A 19,496-nucleotide genomic window follows, 5' to 3' on the forward strand; every position below is an offset into this window, starting at 1 on the left:
GCCTAATAAACACTGATTTATTAGTTTTAAAAGTGCAACTAATTTTTTATTTAGTCTTTTTTATTAAGATTGATCTTCACGACGTCTTTTTCTTTGCCTTTTTGCCTTGCGAATCTTATTGCGCTGTTCAATTTTATTTTTCTGGGCTTTATCTTGCTGAATAGCACGTTTAATCTTTTTCTTATAACCAGGTTTGCGCTTCTTTTTCGCTTTATTAACTATGCCCCTCATTTTATTATCTAAACTGTGGGCAGCTGATTGCCTAGAGTTACGACTATGGTAGTGCTTTCGTGGTACCAGAGCACCATTTTTAACTTCAACAAAATCAAATTGAATACCCATTCTTTCCAATTTCAGAATGCGATCCATTTCTTCTTCGCGAATTAAAGTAATTGCGTGACCACTCATCCCATTCCGACCAGTCCTACCGATACGATGAACGACAAATTCTAGTTCACGTGGAATTTCATAATTGACAACCAAACTAACGCCCTTAATATCTAAACCGCGAGCTGCGAGATCAGTTGCCACAACGTATTGATATTGCCCCGCTTCAACCTCACGCAAAGTCCTTTTCCGTTCACGTTCAGTTATCCCGCCGTGTATTTTAGCTACTTTAAGTCCTTGATTAGTCAGAAAAGCAGCCAATTCGTCTACTGTTTGTTTCGTATTAGCAAAAATCAATGCTAAATATGGCTGACCGAGAGTTAAAACTTGGTAAAGTACTTTCTCGCGTTTTTTAGCGCCAATATCAATTAAATCGTTTTTGACTGTGGGAGAAATAACAGCAGGATTATCAATAATAATTGTCTCCGGTTTAGCCATATATTTGCGTAAAAAATTAGCAAGTTTCACTGGAATAGTGGCAGAAAAAGCTGCTATGACACAATCCCGCATTAGACGCTGAGCAATAAAATCAATATCGCTTAAAAATCCCATGTCCAGCGTCATATCAGCTTCATCAATGACAAAATTTTTAACATAATCTAACGGTAAAACCTTTTTTTCAACAAAATCATGCAGACGTCCTGGAGTAGCGATAATGAGTTGAGGTTTGCGGCGGTTAATTTTTTCTATCTGCCTTTCACGGTCAGTTCCGCCAGCTAAATGCGCAACAGAAATATTCAATCCTGCTGCATCCCGCAACTGCCTGGTCACTTGATACAATTGCTGCGCAAGTTCACGGCTAGGTGTTGTTAGAATTGCCTGAGGATATTGCAAGTTTGTGTCAATTTCGTTCATTACTGGAAGCAAAAAAGCGTGAGTTTTACCAGATCCGGTGACTGCCTGTACCACCACATTTCTGTGTGCCAATAATACGGGAATTACTTTTTCCTGAACTTCTGTCGGTTTAACAAAATTGATCTTTTTTAAACCTTGCCTAATTGCTGGATTTAACTGTTCGTTTTCAAAAATATTATTCATGTTCCTCTTGGTATTCCTTGGTTACTTGAACTAATTCGGCAAAAATTTGCTTAACTTCACCCATGTCTTGAGCATTAGCACCACTTGCTAAAGCATGCCCGCCGCCATCATGTTTAGCAGCCAGTTCATTAATTACGGGACCTTTTGACCTGTAGTGGACTCTAAAAGTACCATCAGGCTTTTCTACAAATACGTTCCAGGCGATAATATCTTTTATCCGCCCTGGAGTAGAAACTGTGCAGGAAGCCTGATCAGAGTCAACCCCTAATTCATTTAAAGTTTTTTGCGTTAGGACTGCATAAGCAGCACCGCTAGGATCAACTTTCATATAATCCAAAACGATTGCCTGCAATTTTGCCTGTTCAAAAGTAACATCACTAATGTTACGTGCAATTTCATTGATATTGATACCAGTAGCTGCCAATTTAGCTGCAATTTTAAAAGTATGCTCTGATGTTTCCGGGTACATAAACCTACCGGTATCACCAACTATGCCGGCATAAAGCGGGTAGGCTACTTCTTTTGTTAACGGCATTTTTTCACTAATAATAAAATCGGCAATAATTTGTGAGGCAGCAGGCGCTTGATCGTCAACATAACTCATATCCGCATACGGTTCAACATCCGGGTGATGATCAATTTTAATCAAAAAAGCACCCTTACTATACATCTTATTTGAAATTCTAGCTGTATTCCCAGTATCAGTGGTAATCACCAGGGCGCCTTGATAATCCTCAGCAGTGACCTGGTCCATTTTATTAATCCAATCGAGATCGCCTTCATCATTTTCACCGGCACATAAAATTTGCTTAGTCGGAAACTGCAATTTTAAAGAACGAGCCAGCCCCGCCTGTGAGCCCAAAGCATCTGGATCAGGGCTAGTATGTCTGTGTAGAATGATGGTGTCATATTGTGTGATTTTTTGATAAATTTGGTCAAAAGTGCTCATATCTATACTCCTTTATTTAGCAAATATAATATTTAGTTTAACAATAAAATAGCTCATTTAGTAAATAGATTTAAATCCATATTTTCATAATCTGCTTCAGAAAAATCGGTAGCCGTTACTCCTAGAAGCCTAATACCGTCGTTTAAAAAGGAGCTTGATATTGGGTCAAACAAATCTTTAGCAGCATCATAAATTTCCAAAGGATTATTCGTAGCGTGTTCAAGTTTACGTCTTTTAGTAAGAGTTTTAAACTCACTATTTCTAATTTTTAAAACAATCGTATTAGCATAAAAATTGCGCTCGCTTAGTTTATCCGCTAAATCATTAACATAATTGCGCAAATTAGTAAGTGCAGTCTGCTCATTATAAACACTGGGCTCATAAGAACGCTCAATGCCAATTGATTTACGGTTGCGTTCATCGTCTGGTATTACCCGTGACAAATCAATACCATTTGCATGTTCAGCCATCAAATAGCCCATACGGTTGAAATGCTTAATTAAATCACGAACATGTATTTTTTGCAAGCCGCGTCCTGTATAGATACCCATCTCTGCTAATTTGGCTTGCGTCTTTGGACCAATACCATGAAAACGGGCAATTTTTTGCCTAGCCAAAAATTCTTGCGCTTCGTCAGGCAAAATAATGGTGCGACCAAAAGGTTTGGAGTATTCAGAACCCATCTTTGCGAGAAATTTATTGTAAGTTACACCGAAAGAACAGTTCAAGCCTACCTCTTGTTTAATCTTGGTTTGTAAATTAATTGCGATTTGAAGCGCGGAAGAAAGACCCTGCTTATTTTCAGTGACATCTAAATATGCTTCATCAAGCGCGATAGATTGCACCTTATCTGTAATTTCGTGCATTAACTGGTGTATTTCCGTTGAAACTCTATGGTATTTGGTAAAGTCTGGACTCATGAAGACCAACTTGTTTTTTGGTATCAGTCTAAGTGCCTTAATTGACGGCATTGCTGAATGGACACCATATTGACGCGCAATATAGTTTGCTGTTGCCACAACGCCATGACCGTGATAGTCACGCGGATCTTGCCCAATTACTAGTGCCTTATTTTTTAGTTCAGGATGATCGCGAGTTTCAACAGAAGCATAAAAAGCATCCATATCAAGGTGAATGATCTTTCTGTGCGTGTCATTTTGTGGTAGCAGGCCATCATCGAATTTAGTCATAAATCCAGCGCTCAGTCGGTGTTTCAAAAATTTTATTTGCTGCTTTAGGTCCCATCCTATATGGCAAATATTGCTCAGGCTCATGACCTTGTTCATTTTCCTTTTGCCAGACTTCTTCAATCTGGTCAATAAAGTGCCAGTAATTCTTTAGTTCACTCCAGTGGGTGAAATTGGTGGAATCATTGATAAAGACATCATGTAACAAGCGCTCATAGCCATCCGGCACCTGATTTTGTTCTTCTTGCGAAAAAAGATAGCTCAGGTCTTCCCGTCTGATGCCACTTTCATTGATTTTTTTACCATTAATAGTAATAAAAATTTGCATCTGCGGGTCAATAATAATTGTAATGTTATTTGAATGAGCTCTGCCATATTGATTAGATTTATGCTTTAATACAATGTCAATTCTATTTTTCTTCTCCCTCATTTCTTTACCTGTTCTAAAGTAGATTGGTGTTCCTGCTAATGGACCCTTTTTGAACTTTACTTCTCCAGCGACAAAAGTTTCTGTTTGTGAATCTGCTGCTACATTTGGTTCTTGGCGATAGCCAAAAGTAACATCACTACCTAAGTATTGGCCCCTGACAAAATGAGCGGCAATTTCTTTTTCAGAAGGTATTACCAGGCTACTTAATAGTTCCTGCTTTGCCTCATGAATACTTTTTGAAGTCAAATCTTTGGGTTCTGGCATAGCCAGTAATGTAATTATTTGAAAAATATGATTTTGAACCATGTCACGCAAAGCCCCTGAAGTCTCATAGTAACCCCCACGAGCTTCAACACCCAGCCTTTCAGCTAGAGTGACTTGGATATTTTTAATATTTTCATTATTCCAAACATTCTTAATCAATGGATTAGTCAAGCGTAACGGCAAGATATTTTGCACCATTTCTTTACCCAAATAATGATCAATTCTAAAAATATCATCCTCAGCAAATGATGCTGTTATTTGCTTATTTAATTCTTCTGCGCTTGTAAGATCACGACCAAAAGGCTTTTCAACAACAATTCGGTTAAAGCCGGTGCTGGTTAGGTGTTGGTCGTTAATATGTTCGGCAATTGTGCCAAAAAATCTGGGAGCCATTGCCATATAAAAGATTCGATTACCTTGTGAACTATAGCGATCGTCCAGTTCCTGAGCTAAATTTTTCAAAGTTTCATAATGTTCTACATTTGTCACATCATGAGATTGATAGTAAAAATGACTGGCAAACTCAGCTAAATTATTTTCATTAACTTCACTGTGAGTTTCGTGAACCGCATCACTCACTTGTCCACGCAAATATTCGTGCGACCAGGGCCTGCGTGCAGTAGCAATTACCGCAAAATTATCGTGAATTAGACCTTGCTCATACAAATTAAATAACGCAGGATACAGTTTTCTGTGTGCTAAATCTCCACTACCACCAAAGATAATCATAATAACTGGAATATTTTTCATGAGAAAATCCTTTCTGATACCTATATGTGCTAGTATCATTTTATACTATTTTTTAAAAAAACTGACACTTTGCGCAATAATAAACCCTTATTAACAAAATAAGCCAATAAAAAAGTGTCCCTTTAAGGACACAATTCTTTGTTATTTTTCTTGATCATCAGCAGCATCAGAAGATTGACTGGCTGGTTTTTCTTCTATAGGTTTGTCTGCAGGAGCTTCAGGTTTTTGCTCTGAATCTGGTTCTTTTTCAGGTTCACTTTCTGCTTGATCTTCAGCTTTAGTATCGGCTGGAGTTGCGGAAACAGGTTCGGCTGAAGCTGGGCTACTTGGCAAAATTTGCTGAATAGCCATCCTGCTAAACGTCAAATAAATTCCGTCAGCATCAACTACTACTGTTTTGTCTTTAGTATTAACAGAATCAATTTTACCGTGCAAGCCATCAATTAAGACCACATTGTCACCCTTTTTTAATTGGTTCATCATTTCCATTTTCTTTTGTTGCTGCTTTTTTTGTGGCTTAATCATGAAGAAATATGTTACGGCAAAGATAGCAACTATAAATACTATCATCATCAAATTTCCGCCACCAGCATTAGCATTAGCTAAAAATAATGTATTCACTTTTACACTCCTCAATTAATTTTAATTTCCTAATTATTCATTATACAAAAAATAACGCATAATTGCATTATTTGTCTGGCAAAGGCAATCCCAGATGAATGTAGGCCTTCTCTGTCGCCATTCTGCCCCTAGGTGTCATTAACAAAAACCCGTTTTGCATTAAATAAGGTTCGTAAAGAGACTGAATGGTTTCTACATCTTCACCTGCATTAGCTGCTAAAGTTCTGATACCCACAGGGCCACCATGATAATTTTCAATAATTACCCGTAAAATTTTACGATCCGTTTGATTTAGGCCTTCATCGTCAACTTGTAATTGCTTCAAAGAATCAGCAGTAGTAGCAAACGAAATAACCTTTTCACCTTTAACTTGGGCAAAGTCTCTGACCCTTCTTAATAAACGGTTTGCTACTCTGGGAGTACCACGTGATCTTCTGGCTAATTCATGTGCTGCCTTTTGCTCAATTTCAATATTAAAAACTTTGCTGGAGCGGGAAATAATCTTTTCCAATTCTGCAACAGTGTAATATTGTAAATGCTCAACAATCCCAAAGCGTCCTCTTAATGGTGCTGACAACTGGCCGGCTAAAGTAGTAGCGCCGACTAAAGTAAATGGTGGCAGCGGTACGTGGACGGCGTGGGTAGTCTGTCCTTCACCGATCACAATATCAACATAGTAGTCTTCCATAGCAGAATAGAGCACTTCTTCGATGGGTTTGGCTAGCCGATGAATTTCATCAATAAATAAAATGTCACCGGGATCAAGATCAGTTAGTAAGGCTACTAAGTCACCAGCCTTTTCAATAGCGGGACCGCTAGTACTTTTTAAATTTACACCCAGTTCATTAGCAATAACAAAAGCTAAAGTAGTCTTACCTAAACCGGGGGGCCCATATAGCAAGACATGGTCAAGAGCTTCGTCTCTTTTCTTTGCCGCCTTAATATATACCGCCATCTCTTGTTTCACTCGTTTTTGACCCAAGTATGCAGTTAAAGTCTGCGGACGCAAAGAAAAATCAGCCTGCTCATCTTCTGATCCCTGAACTTTTCCAGAAACTATTGCGTTTTTATCTTCTGCCACCAATCTCACTTCCCTTTAAAACCTTAATTATATTATAACAAGATTTACTTCTTCAACAGTAGAGCCAAACCTTTTTTAATATATTGATCCGCAGTGGTTTTATCTTCTTTAACTAAAGCCGGTGTAATACGGTCAACTTCTTTTTTAGTATAACCTAACGCCAGTAAAGCTAATAAAGCATCATTTAATTCCGGTGATACTTCTGGCAAAACAGTTGAATTAGCCTTTTTAACAAAATCTCCCAACTTACCTTTTAAATCCAAGACGATTTGAGAGGCAGTTTTTTTGCCTACACCCGGAAAATGAGTTAAATACTTAACCTCGCCCTTTTCAATTGCTTCGGCAAGTGAATTACTATTTTCGGCCGCCATAATTGCCAAGGCAGATTTGGGACCAATCCCACTCACGCTCAACAATTTTAAAAATAATTCTTTATCATCTGCCGATTGAAAGCCATAAAGAGTAATCCCTGTATCCCGCACAATTTGTTCAATAAATACACGTGCTTTTTGTCCTTCTTGATAAGCAAAAGGCGTAGGACTAAATACTTTATAACCAATACCTGTTACATCAACCACGATGTAATTTGGTCTAATAAAGGCAATCGTGCCATCTAAATACTCGTACATTAACTATTCATTCCTTTTAAACATTTTACGTATATCATTCTGTTTCAAACGCACAATTACTAGATTTCCTTGAGCATCATGATATGGATCACTAATTTTTCTTAAACTGGTTAAAATCTCGCCGCAGTCAGCAGTTGTTAATTTTTGGCGACCAGCTATTTTTTTCTGTGCCTCTTGCGCTGCAATTCTTTTAATCAAACTAGCATTACTGCCCTGATCAACATTAATAAAAGAATCTAAAATGCGGCGCACAGACTGTTCAACATCTCGACCAAGCCAAGTAGGATAAGACCGTAAAATAAAGGTATCTTGCCCAAATTCTTCCAAGTAGATACCAAATTTTTGAATGTCAGCCATCTTGTTTTTTATTTGTAAATAATCTAGATTCCCAAATTCTAAAATTAGGGGAGTTAATAATCCCTGCTGATTAATTTGGGGACTGGCTAGATCACGCATAATTTTTTTAAAAGCGAGTAATCTTCTCGCTGTCACTTGATCAACTAAGTACAAATCACCAGCATTTGCCGCAATAATATATGTAGCTGTCTGACCAACAAAGGTTAATTCCGGCAAGGTACTTGCTAAAAGTTCATCGCCAGCTGAAATAACGGCGGCAGTCGAATTATTACTACTAAAAGGTGTTAATTGACACTGCTTTTTGACATTGTCAGACCAAGTAGAAGTAATTAAGTAACGATCATCATCGCGCGGAATGTTTAGATCTACATAGCGCGTGTGTTTGATATTCTTAATCTTATCTGGCTCATTTTCCCGAATCTCATCGACTTCAGGGGTTCTCTTAGTTTCTACTACATTCTTATTTAAATTAAATTTGAGTTGATCAACCAAAGTCTCTGTTTTAGAGGCAGTCAAATTATTGACGGCATCAACTTCATTTTCTTTAATTAAAAGCGCTGTACTGATTGCATTAGTGATTAAACGACTTAATTCAGTTTCTTTAGAAAGACGGACTTCTCGTTTTGTCGGGTGAACATTCACATCTACTAAAAGCGGATCTGTTTTAATTCTTACAACGGCAAAGGGATAATGTTTATCAGAAAGTTTATTACCATAGCCATCCATCACTGCACTAGATAATCTAAAATTTTTAATATAACGTCCATTTAACAGAATAGATATGAAATTACGGGTTGCTCTAGTCAGTTCCGGCTTAGAAATTAATCCACTAACTTCAAAATCATTATCGCTACTTTTAAATCCCAGCATTTCTTCGGCAACTTTGCGGCCATAAACGCTGGAAACCGTCTGGCGTAAATTATTGTTACCAGCGGTTCTAAGTAACAACTTTCCTTCATTCATCAAGGTAAAGGCAATATCTGGATAACCTAAAGCTATGCGGTTTACTATATCAACAATTTTCATAATTTCAGTGCGCGGACTACGTAAATATTTTAACCGTGCAGGCGTGTTATAGAATAAATCTTTGACTGTTATTTGTGTACCCTGTACTGCTGCGGCTTCCTCTTGCCCTTTTTTAATCCCCGCTGAAAATTGGGCACGCGTGCCAACTTTACCGGTTGCGTTGGTTAAAATTTCAACATGGCTGACAGCAGCAATTGACGCCAAAGCTTCTCCCCGAAATCCCAAGGTACTGACGTTAAATAAATCGTGTTCATTTTTAATCTTACTGGTCGCGTGCCTAGTAAAAGCTAGGTCAATTTGATCACTGGGAATACCAGATCCGTTATCTTGAACTACGATCTGTTTTAAACCGGCATCAATAAAATCTATTCTAATCCTGCTACTACCAGCATCAATTGCATTTTCGACCAATTCTTTGACTACGCTTGCTGGCCTTTCGATTACTTCTCCAGCAGCAATCTGATTAGCCAGATTAACTGCTAGCTCATGTATTTGTGCCATGACTAGTTTTCATCCTTTAAATCTTCTTGCCAATTTTCAACTAATTGCATCACTTGCAGTGGCGTTTGGTCTGCTAGATAAAGATTGGAAATTTCATCTAGAATATCCTTCTCTTTAGCAGTTAATTCATTTTCAGCTTCTAATTCAGATTCGCTTGCTGACGATTCTTCAGGCTCATTACTGAATAAATCTAACTGAGTAGAAGCAGGACCTAAACTACTGCCTTGTGCTTCAAGTCTCTTAAGCAATTTAGTTGCCTTGCGCAACACTTTTTTAGGTAAACCAGCTAGTTGGGCTACGTGAATACCATAACTTTGATCAGCTGGTCCAGGTAGAATTTTATGCAAGAAAATCAATTTGCCATTTTCTTCAGTTGCACCTACATGGATATTCTTTAGATGTGATAAGGTATGCTCCATCGCGGTTAATTCATGGAAGTGAGTGGCAAATAGTACTTTAGCACCAACTTCATCATGGAGATACTGGACAATTGCACCAGCTAGAGCCATGCCATCATAAGTTGCAGTTCCACGTCCAATTTCATCAAATAAAACCAGACTACGCTTAGTAGCGTGCTGTAAGGCATCATTTGCTTCAGTCATTTCGACCATAAACGTGCTTTGACCTGAGATCAAATCATCAGCTGCACCTATACGGGTGAATATTTGATCAAAAATCGGTAAATCTGCACTATCGGCGGGCACAAAAGACCCAATTTGCGCCATCACGGCAATAAGTGCCATTTGCCGCATATATGTACTCTTACCCGACATGTTAGGTCCAGTAATTAGAAAAATATCAGTGTCTTCCGTTAGTTTGACATCATTTGGAATATATGAACCGGCCTTCATTACTTGTTCAACAACCGGGTGACGACCTGCGACCACCTTCACATCTTGATTATCGGTATGAAATTCTGGTCTGCAATAATTATTTTCTTCAGCCACTTGTGCAAAAGAACAAAAAACATCAAGTGCAGCAATCTGCCCACCCAATTTTTGTAAAGCAGGAATATATTTTTTAACCTCGTCACGCAATTTCACAAACAATTCATATTCCAAATCTGTTGACTTAGTTTGTGCTTCCAAAATAAGATTTTCATGTTCTTTAAGTTCTGGGGTAATATATCGTTCTGCATTAGTTAAAGTTTGCTTACGCTGGTACCGGTCAAGGGGCACTTTATTCTTATTTGAATTGGTTACTTGAATATAGTAGCCAAAAACCTTGTTATAACCTACTTTAAGGTTATCAATACCCGTTTTCGCTCTTTCTTCCTGCTCCATTTCTGTCAGCCATTTTTTGCCGTTATTCATTGCATCCCGATAACGGTCTAATTGACTATCAACACCACTTTTTATCAGCCCACCTTCTGTAGTTAAAACGGGTGGTTGATCAACAATAGTGGACGTAATTAATTTGGCAACTCCTCTTAGGGGATCAATTTCTTGAGCAAAATTTTGCAGGTTTTTATTATCTGCTTTTTGCATTGCTGCTAATATTGGAGGAACTGCAGCAAGAGAATGTGCTAGTTGTAATAATTCTCTGGCATTAACACTGCCGAAAGCAATTCTACCAGTTAAACGCTCTAGGTCATATACACCTTTTAACGCATCAACAATATTTTCACGAGTAAAGTATTCATCAAGTAAAGCCTGTACCATCTCTTGCCGTTGACCTAACTTGGCAACCGATAATAACGGCCTTGCCAGCCACTGCTTGAGCAGGCGTCCACCCATAGCCGTATGCGTTTTATCAAGCACCCAAAACAGTGAACCCATTTTCTTGCCTGTTTTAGCAGAAGCTGTTAACTCCAAGTTATCCCGCACAGTATGAGACATTTGCAAGTACTGACTAACTTCATAGCTTTGAGCAGCTTGAAGGTGAGCCAGACTGCGCCGCTGTGTTTGCAATAAGTAACCCACTAATTGTTTAACAGCAGATTTTTCAGCAGAATTAGTTAAGTTTTGTTCAGCAAAAGAAATTTCTGCATGTTTCCCAGTTAATTCGACTGGCTCTGACACTGTAATATTGGCCTTATGCAGGAAGTCGCTGTCGCGTTCATTCAAATGACCATTAAAAACCACTTCCCGCGTACGTAGTGAAAGCAGTTCGTTAGACACGGCAGCAAAACTCTTTAAATGCGTGGCGTAAATTTCACCAGTTGATAAATCGCTATATGCAAGACCAAAACAGCTCTTGGTGGAAACAACTGAAGTTAAATAATTGGACTCCTTAGCTTCACTAGGCTTGTCATTCATCAAGGTTCCCGGCGTAACTAATTGAATGATGCCACGTTTAACCATGCCTTTTGCTTTTTTCGGGTCTTCAAGCTGCTCACATAAAGCAACTTTGTATCCCTTCTCAACCAACGTGTCGACATAAGATTGAACTGCCACGTGAGGCACCCCAGCCATGGGAACAGGATTTTCAGCTTTATTTGAACGGTGAGTTAAAGTCAACTCCAGAATTTGTGCGCCCTTTACCGCATCATCTTCGAATAATTCATAAAAATCTCCGACACGATAAAAAAGAAAAGCATCGGGATACTGCTTTTTGATTTCATGATATTGCTCCATCATTGGCGTTAAATTTGCTTTCACAATTATTCCTCTTCTTTTCTGGTTTACTGTTATTATTATACGCTAAACTAAACGTTAAAAGAAAAAAGACCGTAGTTAAAACGATCTCTTTTGTTAGATTTTTATTTTTGTAATCACTTAAAAGTGCCTTTAAGCAATATGACCTTCAATACTTTGCAAATCTTTTTTGCCATCCATTTTTACAATTGCACCGATAGCAGCTGTGATCCCCTTAACATCATCTGCCAAACTTAGAGAAGGAGTTTCCGGTTTAGCTACAACCTGTTCCGGCAAATAAGGAATATGCATAAAGCCAGCTTTAAGATCAGTAAATTCCTTATCAATCATATATTGAACTTGGTACATAATATGGTTGCAGACAAAAGTACCAGCGGTAGTAGAAACAGAACTTGGTAAGCCTGCGTTTCGAATTGCCCGGGCCATTGCTTTAACTGGAAGTTGGGTGAAATAAGCGTTTTGTCCGTCTTCGTGAATTGGCGTAGCAATTGGTTGGTAACCCTTATTATCAGCAATACGACCATCATCAAAATTGATAGCTACACGCTCAGGGGTCAACGCAAAACGACCGCCAGCTTGACCGATATTTAAAACATAGTCGGGTTTTTCCTTAAGAATTGCTTCGTGGACCACATCAGCACATTCGCCAAAAACAGTAGGAATTTCCAATTTAACTATTTGGGCACCCGCAATTTCATCATCTAATCTTTTTACTGCCTCTATTGCAGGGTTAATTTCGTCTTCACCAAACGGATCAAATCCAGTGACTAAAATCTTCATTATTTTTCTCCTTACTATTTAAAATGCCAGAACATACATTAGAATAATCTGAATAATCAGCATACTAATTGCAATTGGAAATTGTTGCTTAATTACACCCAACTGATCTTTCATTTCCATCAGCGCAACTGGCAAAGTGTTAAAGTTAGCTGCCATAGGAGTCAACAAAGTACCACAATAACCCGATGTCATCCCCAAAGCGGCAACAATTACAGGCGAACCGCCTTGAGCCACAACAAAAGGAATACCGATACCAGCAGTAATAACAGCAAAGGCGGCAAATGCATTGCCCATAATTGCCGTAAATAATGCCATAGCAACACAGTACAAGGTCACTCCTAATAAGTGATTTCCAATTGGGAAAAGACCGGAAATGGCTTTAGCAGTTACTTGTCCCACGCCGGAAGCTGTGAATACAACTCCCAAAGTAGCAAGCAATTGCGGCAAAATTCCTGCAGATCCAACCGAACGAACCATTCTTTGTGTATCTTCATAAACAACTTTGCCATTCGATTTGGTTAGAAATTGGGCAACAATTAAAGAAACAATTGCAGCAACGCCAATTCCCACTTGCCCACCTAAGTTAGTAAATTGAGCAATTACTAAAGCCAATACGGCTAATAAAATACTAGGTAAGAAAATCCAATTACCAATACGCTTAATAGTTTTGGTAGCCACTTTTTCATCTAAACTTTTTATATGACCAACACGCACTTGCTTAAACAAGGACAATAAAGCAATTACCAGAATGAGACCGCCGTTGACAGCATTTGGCAGCCATTGCCCGGCACAAAACAGTACGGCAAATAAGAACCAGAATGCTCCTGTACCCCAACGAACAGGATTAGTTTCATCACGCCAAGATTCAATAGCAGCAGCTAAAAAGAAGAGGCCGATTAAAATATAGAAGGCTAATAAAATATTATTAATTAAAGTATCCATCTTTTCTCCTATTTTTCTTTATGTTTCATTAACTTTTTGTCAAAAGCGTGATTGTAAAACAAACATAGAATATAGCTGATAATTGCTACTGGAAATGTGTATAAAACTATTCCTGATGGACTAACTGGGTGTCCTAGTGATTTCATCGTACTTGAAATAAGTAAAACACTAGATGAGGCCACAAAGAGATTTTGGGCAAAGAAATTACCAAAATTCTCAGTGGCAGCAGCTCTTCCCTTGATTTTATCCATTTCAAGTGGCGTTAGTTCACCGTTAACTTTTCCGGCAGCTTGTGCCATAGGATTTATCAAGGGTGCTATGAACTGCACGTGACCCTGCAGCGAAATACCAAAAGCACCAGCAATTTCACGGATTGCCATGTAAATATCAAAAATACGTCCAGGAGTTAATTTCTTCATTTTTTGAATGAGGTTAACTGCTGCCTGCTTTAAACCATGTCTTTCTAAAATGCCAATTGTAGGTAATGTTAAAAAGAACAGTGAAACCATTCTGTTATCCATAAAACCTTTACCTAAGATAGCTAAAAAAGAAGTAAAATCTATTCCTGAAACTAATGCAGTAACTAAAGCGGAAATTACGACAACAGCGATTGTATCAAGGCCAAAAGCAAAGCCTACCACTATTACTACAACACCTAATAAACTTAAATATTCCACTAATTTTCCTTTCTAGTGAAAAATCCTGACTAATAATTAAATTTTTAAAACTAATTTTAAAAAATAAAAATCCTATTAGCAAGCCCCACAGGGTTGCTAGTAGGATTTATTAAATAACTAATAAAAACTAGATTACATTACACCTGGATTGCCAGCACCTGCGCCTGCACTTGGATCAGCAGCAGGTTTATCTTCTGGTATTTCGGCAACAACTGCTTCAGTAGTCAGAAGCAAAGCAGCAATTGAAGCAGCATTTTGTAAAGCAGTACGAGTTACCTTGGTTGGGTCAATAATTCCGGCTTCAACCATGTTTTCCCATTTGCCATTAGCTGCGTTATAACCAACTTCATTATCTTGACCTTCAAGCTTGTTCAAGATAACTGAGCCGTCTTCACCGGCATTGTCAGCGATTTGACGAACTGGAGCAGTCAATGCCTCTAAAACAATGTTGATACCAGTTTGTTCATCGGCATTATCACCTTTAAGGTCTTTAACTGCATCTTTAACATCTACTAATGCAGTACCACCACCGGCAACGTAACCTTCGTCAACAGCAGCACGGGTTGAGTTCAAAGCATCTTCAATACGGTATCTGCGTTCTTTTAATTCAGTTTCAGTAGCAGCACCAACATGGATAACAGCTACACCACCAGTTAATTTAGCTAAACGTTCTTGCAGTTTCTTCTTGTCAAAGTCTGAAGTAGTTTCTTCAATTTGCTTTCTGATAGAATCTTCACGATCTTTAATAGCTTCATCAGAGCCAGAACCATCAACAATGGTTGTTGAATCCTTAGTAACAGTAATGCGACGAGCTTGACCTAATTGATCAATCTTAGTATCTTTTAATTCAAGTCCTAAATCATCAGTAATTACTGTACCACCAGTTAAAGCGGCAATATCTTGCAGTTGTTCTTTACGACGGTCACCAAAGCCAGGAGCCTTAACAGCAACAACGTTAAATGTACCACGAATCTTGTTCAAAACTAATGTTGGTAAAGCTTCGCCTGAAACATCGTCAGCAATAATCAGTAATGATTTACCTTGTTGCACAATTTCTTGTAACAATGGCAAAATGTCTTGGATGTTGGAAATCTTCTTATCAGTAATTAAAATATATGGATTGTCAAGATCAGCTTCCATCTTGTCGTTGTCAGTTACCATGTATTGTGACAGGTAACCACGGTCAAATTGCATACCTTCAACTACTGACAATTCAGTTTCAATACCACGTGAATCTTCAATAGTAATAACACCATCATTACCAACCTTTTCCATTGCATCAGCGATTAAATCACCAACTTCTTTGGAAGCTGAAGATACAGAAGCAACTTGGGCAATTTGGTCTTTTGAAGAAACAGTGTGACTAATCTTGTGTAATTCGTTAACTACAGCCTTAGTAGCTTTTTCAATACCACGACGAACACCTACAGGGTTAGCACCAGCGGTAACATTCTTCATGCCTTCGCGAATAATTGCTTGAGTCAAAACAACAGCAGTAGTAGTACCGTCACCGGCAATATCATTAGTTTTTTGTGCTGCTTCAGCAACTAACTTAGCACCCATGTTCTCATAGTGGTCTTTTAACTCAATTGCTTTGGCAATAGTTACACCATCGTTTGTAATGTCAGGGTTGCCGTATGATTGCTCTAAAACAACGTTTCTACCCTTAGGACCAATAGTTGCCTTAACAGTGTCAGCTAATTTATCAACGCCCTTTAATAGGGAACGTCTTGCTTTTTCTGAAAATTTAATATCTTTTGCCATATTTTTATGCGCTCCTTAATTACTTAACAATTGCTAAAATATCTTTTTCATGAAGGACTAAATATTTTTCACCATCGTATTTAACATCTGTACCGGAATACTTATCGTATAAAACAACGTCGCCTTCCTTAACAGTCATAGGTATTTTACTGCCATTTTCAGCATAATTACCTTCACCGACAGCAACAACTTCACCTTCGGTTGGCTTTTGTTTAGCATTAGAAGCTAGGACGATTCCGCCTACAGTTTTTTCTTCTTCTTCTTTAACTTTTACGATCACGCGATCACCAATTGGTTGTAACACGTTTGTCCCTCCTACAATTAATTTTTGTTAATTTAATGTGCCGTTAGCACTCTTGCTCATCAAGTGCTAACTTACATCTATGATAATAACCCCTTTTCCCAAAAAATGCAAGAAAAAATTAGCACTTTTTTGTTTAAAGTGCTAATTCGTTTGTTTAATAACTTTTTGGTATGATTACTATTATTTATTGTTTTTATCAGAATCAAGAAAATAAATAAGAGTTTGCAATTCAGTGGCTAAGTCAACGTTTTGAATTCTAATGCCGGAGGGAGCAGATAAACGAATAGGAGTAAAATTCATAATCCCCCTAATACCAGCTTCAACCATGTCATCAGCCGTCTTTTGCGCAGTGGCAGAAGGTACAGTTAAGATAGCAATAGAGATTTGTTGATCACTAAGTTGTTTTTTTAACTCCCCCATTTCATAAACCGGAACGCCACTCAGTATTTTCCCCGTGATCCTTTGATCAATGTCAAATGCGCAAGAGATACGGATATTATTAGTACGTTTAAAATTGTAATTCAGTAAGGCATGCCCCAAATTACCAACTCCAACTAAAGCGACATTAGTCAAAGTATCTTGATTTAAAATCTTCTTGAAAAAAGAAAGCAAGCTCTTAACATCATAGCCATAACCTCGTTTGCCTAAAGCACCGAAGTAGGAAAAGTCACGTCTAATTGAAGCACTGTCAACTTGAACTGCTTCTGACAATTCAGTCGATGACACTTTTTCTTTACCAGCTTCATTCAAAATAATTAAATAGCGGTAGTATAAAGGCAGTCTTTTAGCCGTTGCTGTGGGTATCTTGATCTTTTCCATTTAAAAGCCTCCAATTGATTAAGTATAGTATATATTTCGTTTTTGTGAATTATTCAGCAATTACTATTATTCTACCTATAAATTTATGCCATTTGCAAATGTTTTTTTCACAATCTAACGCTTTTTAGCTACAAATAACATATTTTGAGCAAAAATCTATACCATGTTATTTTCAGCAATGCTCTCAATAATAGCGAATTTGCATAATGACAATTCTTTCTTAGCTTTGTGTCAACTAAACACAAACAGTAATTCTTTTTATATTAACCTTCAAAACTCTCACACAAGAAATCTAGTCAGTATGCTAAAATGGTTTCTAGGTGAAAAATTATGATAATTGCACAAGGGCACGATTTAGAAAAACAATTTGGTGCCAATACGTTATTTAAAAATGTCAATTTTTCAATTGACGCGAATGCAAGAATAGGTCTTATTGGACCTAATGGTGTTGGTAAGACAACATTACTTAAGATTATGACCGGTGAAGAAGAAGCCACGCATGGTGAATTCACTATCAATAAAAATATCGCTGTGGGTTATATTGCTCAGGAAAATGCTTTAGGCGAAAGTAAAACTATTTGGGAAGAAATGCTCAGTGTATTTGCCCCTTTAATTAATATGAGCCAAAAAATAGCAGATTTACAAAAGAAAATGGCTGCAAGTCCCCAAAATGCAGAATTGTTAAAACAATACGACCAGTTGCAATTCGACTTTGAACAACAAGGCGGATATACCTATCAAGCGGATATTAAAAGTATTTTAAACGGGTTCAACTTCCCAGAAGCAACTTGGCACAAAAAGATTGGCAGCCTTTCTGGAGGAGAAAAAACCAGACTGGCATTTGTGAAGCTGCTTTTGCGTAAACCACCGCTATTGTTATTGGACGAACCGACCAATTACCTTGATTTAGACACATTAGATTGGCTCGAAAACTACCTAAAAAGCTATACTGGAGCTATCTTGGTGGTTTCCCACGACCAATATTTTTTGGATAATTTAGCAACTCAAATTTTTGAATTGCAGTTTGGCAAATTAACTGTCTTTAAAGGCAATTATTCCGCATATGTAGCAGAACGCCAACTGCGCAACCGGCAACAAGAAGAAGCTTACGAAAAGCAACAAGAAAAAATCAAAAAAGACGAGGAATTTATACAAAAAAATATCGTCAGAGCTAAAACCACCAAAAGAGCTCAGAGCCGCCGTAAACAATTAGAAAAAATGGACAGGATCACTCCCCCAAAGCACAAGAATAAAGTGCGTATTAATTTCACAAGTGAGCGACCTTCAGGCAAAGAAGTGTTAATTTTACGCAATCTGACCATTGGATATCCGGGAAAAACAATGGTGCACGATATTTCCTTACAAATAAATAAAGGCGACCGCGTAGCAGTGATCGGTCAAAATGGTATCGGTAAATCAACTTTGCTCAAAACCATTATGAAAAAGTTAAAGCCTCAGAATGGTTCAATTAAATACGGAGCTGCACTAGACGTTGGCTACTATGACCAAGAATTGCAACTCCTTGATCCTACTAAAACTGTGATTGATACCGTTTGGGACAGACATAAAACGATGCCTGAACGTGATGTTCGTTCAATTTTAGCTAGCTTCTTATTTACCGCAAAAGATATTGATAAAACTGTCGGACAATTATCTGGTGGTCAAAAAGCGAGATTAACGTTAACTGTATTATCACTTGAACACAACAACTTTCTCCTAATGGATGAACCTACGAACCATTTGGATCTTGAAGCCAAGGAAGTTTTGGAAAAAGCATTGCAAGATTTTGACGGCACTTTGTTATTTGTTTCCCATGATCGTTATTTTATCAATCAATTAGCTAATAAAATTGTAGAGATTAAAAACGGCAATGCACAAGTTTATGAGGGTGATTATAATTATTATTTAAACGAGAAAACTAAGCAAAATGCTGTTTCTGCAAGTACGTCTGCTAATGAAGACACAACTGTCATTGATCCCGAAAAAAATAAAAACAAATTGTCCTATCAAGAACAAAAGCTCCGTGATTCACAAAAACGTAAATTACAAAGAGCGGTTGAGAATTCCGAAAACAAGATTGAGGAATTAGAAAAAGAGCAAAAAGATATTCAAAATCAAATGGCTGATCCTGAAATTGCTACCAACTTCGACAAATTAGGTCCTTTGCAGGAGCAGCTTACTGAAGCGCAAAAACAGCTCGCTGAGGCAAATGATGCTTGGGAAAAGGCACTGACTGAACTGGATAGCTTTGACTAAAATAATCAATATTTAGGAAACGCAACAAAAATAGGAATAAATCAGCCTTCTTGTTTACTATTTCTATATTTCAATCTACAGTAAATTACTTTGCTAACTATTAATTAATTTTTTGTTTGCAAAACTTGATAAATGTA

Annotated in this window: 16 protein-coding genes; 1 reads left to right on the forward strand and 15 read right to left on the reverse strand. The window is 37.8% G+C overall.

From position 1 onward, the window contains the following. Nucleotides 1-63: 63 nt before the first annotated feature. The 15 genes from JF73_RS05900 to JF73_RS05970 form a co-directional block, all read right to left on the reverse strand. Complete coding sequence (locus JF73_RS05900) at nt 64-1,425, reverse strand: DEAD/DEAH box helicase (RefSeq protein WP_046327418.1); 1,362 nt, start codon at nt 1,423-1,425, stop codon at nt 64-66. Then, on the reverse strand, nt 1,418-2,374 hold the full coding sequence (locus JF73_RS05905; RefSeq protein ID WP_046327419.1) for a DHH family phosphoesterase: 957 nt from the start codon (nt 2,372-2,374) through the stop codon (nt 1,418-1,420). Before JF73_RS05905 ends, JF73_RS05900 begins: the two co-directional genes overlap by 8 nt. 53 nt (nt 2,375-2,427) lie before the next feature. After that, nucleotides 2,428-3,564, reverse strand: coding sequence for a DNA polymerase IV (gene dinB, locus JF73_RS05910; protein WP_179853383.1), 1,137 nt, complete (start codon nt 3,562-3,564; stop codon nt 2,428-2,430). Beyond that, nucleotides 3,557-5,005, reverse strand: a complete 1,449-nt coding sequence (gene zwf / locus JF73_RS05915; RefSeq protein ID WP_046327421.1) for a glucose-6-phosphate dehydrogenase — start codon at nt 5,003-5,005, stop codon at nt 3,557-3,559. The genes dinB and zwf overlap by 8 nt, the downstream gene beginning before the upstream one ends. 141 nt (nt 5,006-5,146) lie before the next feature. Next, nucleotides 5,147-5,626, reverse strand: coding sequence for a preprotein translocase subunit YajC (gene yajC, locus JF73_RS05920; protein ID WP_046327422.1), 480 nt, complete (start codon nt 5,624-5,626; stop codon nt 5,147-5,149). Nucleotides 5,627-5,693: 67 nt separating this feature from the next. Further along, nucleotides 5,694-6,716 (reverse strand): Holliday junction branch migration DNA helicase RuvB, encoded by a 1,023-nt coding sequence (gene ruvB / locus JF73_RS05925; RefSeq protein WP_371212570.1) that lies wholly within the window; start codon nt 6,714-6,716, stop codon nt 5,694-5,696. 35 nt (nt 6,717-6,751) lie between these two features. Beyond that, the gene (ruvA, locus tag JF73_RS05930; RefSeq protein ID WP_046327424.1) at nt 6,752-7,336 is read right to left on the reverse strand and encodes a Holliday junction branch migration protein RuvA; all 585 of its coding nucleotides are present in this window, start codon (nt 7,334-7,336) and stop codon (nt 6,752-6,754) included. 3 nt (nt 7,337-7,339) lie between these two features. Further along, the gene (gene mutL / locus JF73_RS05935) at nt 7,340-9,220 is read right to left on the reverse strand and encodes a DNA mismatch repair endonuclease MutL (protein WP_046327425.1); all 1,881 of its coding nucleotides are present in this window, start codon (nt 9,218-9,220) and stop codon (nt 7,340-7,342) included. A gap of 2 nt (nt 9,221-9,222) precedes the next feature. Next, nucleotides 9,223-11,799 (reverse strand): DNA mismatch repair protein MutS, encoded by a 2,577-nt coding sequence (gene mutS / locus JF73_RS05940; protein ID WP_143435125.1) that lies wholly within the window; start codon nt 11,797-11,799, stop codon nt 9,223-9,225. 150 nt (nt 11,800-11,949) lie between these two features. Beyond that, entirely contained in the window at nt 11,950-12,597 is a 648-nt protein-coding gene (gene pcp, locus JF73_RS05945; protein ID WP_046327427.1) for a pyroglutamyl-peptidase I, read from the reverse strand. Nucleotides 12,598-12,615: 18 nt separating this feature from the next. Beyond that, the gene (locus tag JF73_RS05950; RefSeq protein WP_038523472.1) at nt 12,616-13,539 is read right to left on the reverse strand and encodes a DUF979 domain-containing protein; all 924 of its coding nucleotides are present in this window, start codon (nt 13,537-13,539) and stop codon (nt 12,616-12,618) included. An 8-nt stretch (nt 13,540-13,547) separates the two neighbouring features. Next, entirely contained in the window at nt 13,548-14,216 is a 669-nt protein-coding gene (locus tag JF73_RS05955; RefSeq protein WP_038523474.1) for a DUF969 domain-containing protein, read from the reverse strand. Nucleotides 14,217-14,348: 132 nt separating this feature from the next. Next, complete coding sequence (gene groL, locus JF73_RS05960) at nt 14,349-15,980, reverse strand: chaperonin GroEL (RefSeq protein ID WP_038523477.1); 1,632 nt, start codon at nt 15,978-15,980, stop codon at nt 14,349-14,351. 19 nt (nt 15,981-15,999) lie between these two features. Beyond that, entirely contained in the window at nt 16,000-16,284 is a 285-nt protein-coding gene (groES, locus tag JF73_RS05965) for a co-chaperone GroES (protein ID WP_038523480.1), read from the reverse strand. A 180-nt stretch (nt 16,285-16,464) separates the two neighbouring features. Continuing rightward, the gene (locus JF73_RS05970) at nt 16,465-17,103 is read right to left on the reverse strand and encodes a redox-sensing transcriptional repressor Rex (RefSeq protein WP_038523483.1); all 639 of its coding nucleotides are present in this window, start codon (nt 17,101-17,103) and stop codon (nt 16,465-16,467) included. 330 nt (nt 17,104-17,433) lie between these two features. Between JF73_RS05970 and JF73_RS05975 the strand changes: the two genes are divergently transcribed. After that, nucleotides 17,434-19,359 carry an ABC-F family ATP-binding cassette domain-containing protein gene (locus JF73_RS05975; protein WP_046327428.1) on the forward strand — a complete coding sequence of 642 codons (1,926 nt, stop codon included), beginning with the start codon at nt 17,434-17,436 and terminating at the stop codon, nt 19,357-19,359. The last annotated feature ends 137 nt before the right edge of the window (nt 19,360-19,496 follow it).

Origin of the sequence: Lactobacillus helsingborgensis (assembly GCF_000970855.1) — a bacterium.
In the GTDB taxonomy this organism is placed as follows: Bacteria; Bacillota; Bacilli; order Lactobacillales; family Lactobacillaceae; genus Lactobacillus; species Lactobacillus helsingborgensis.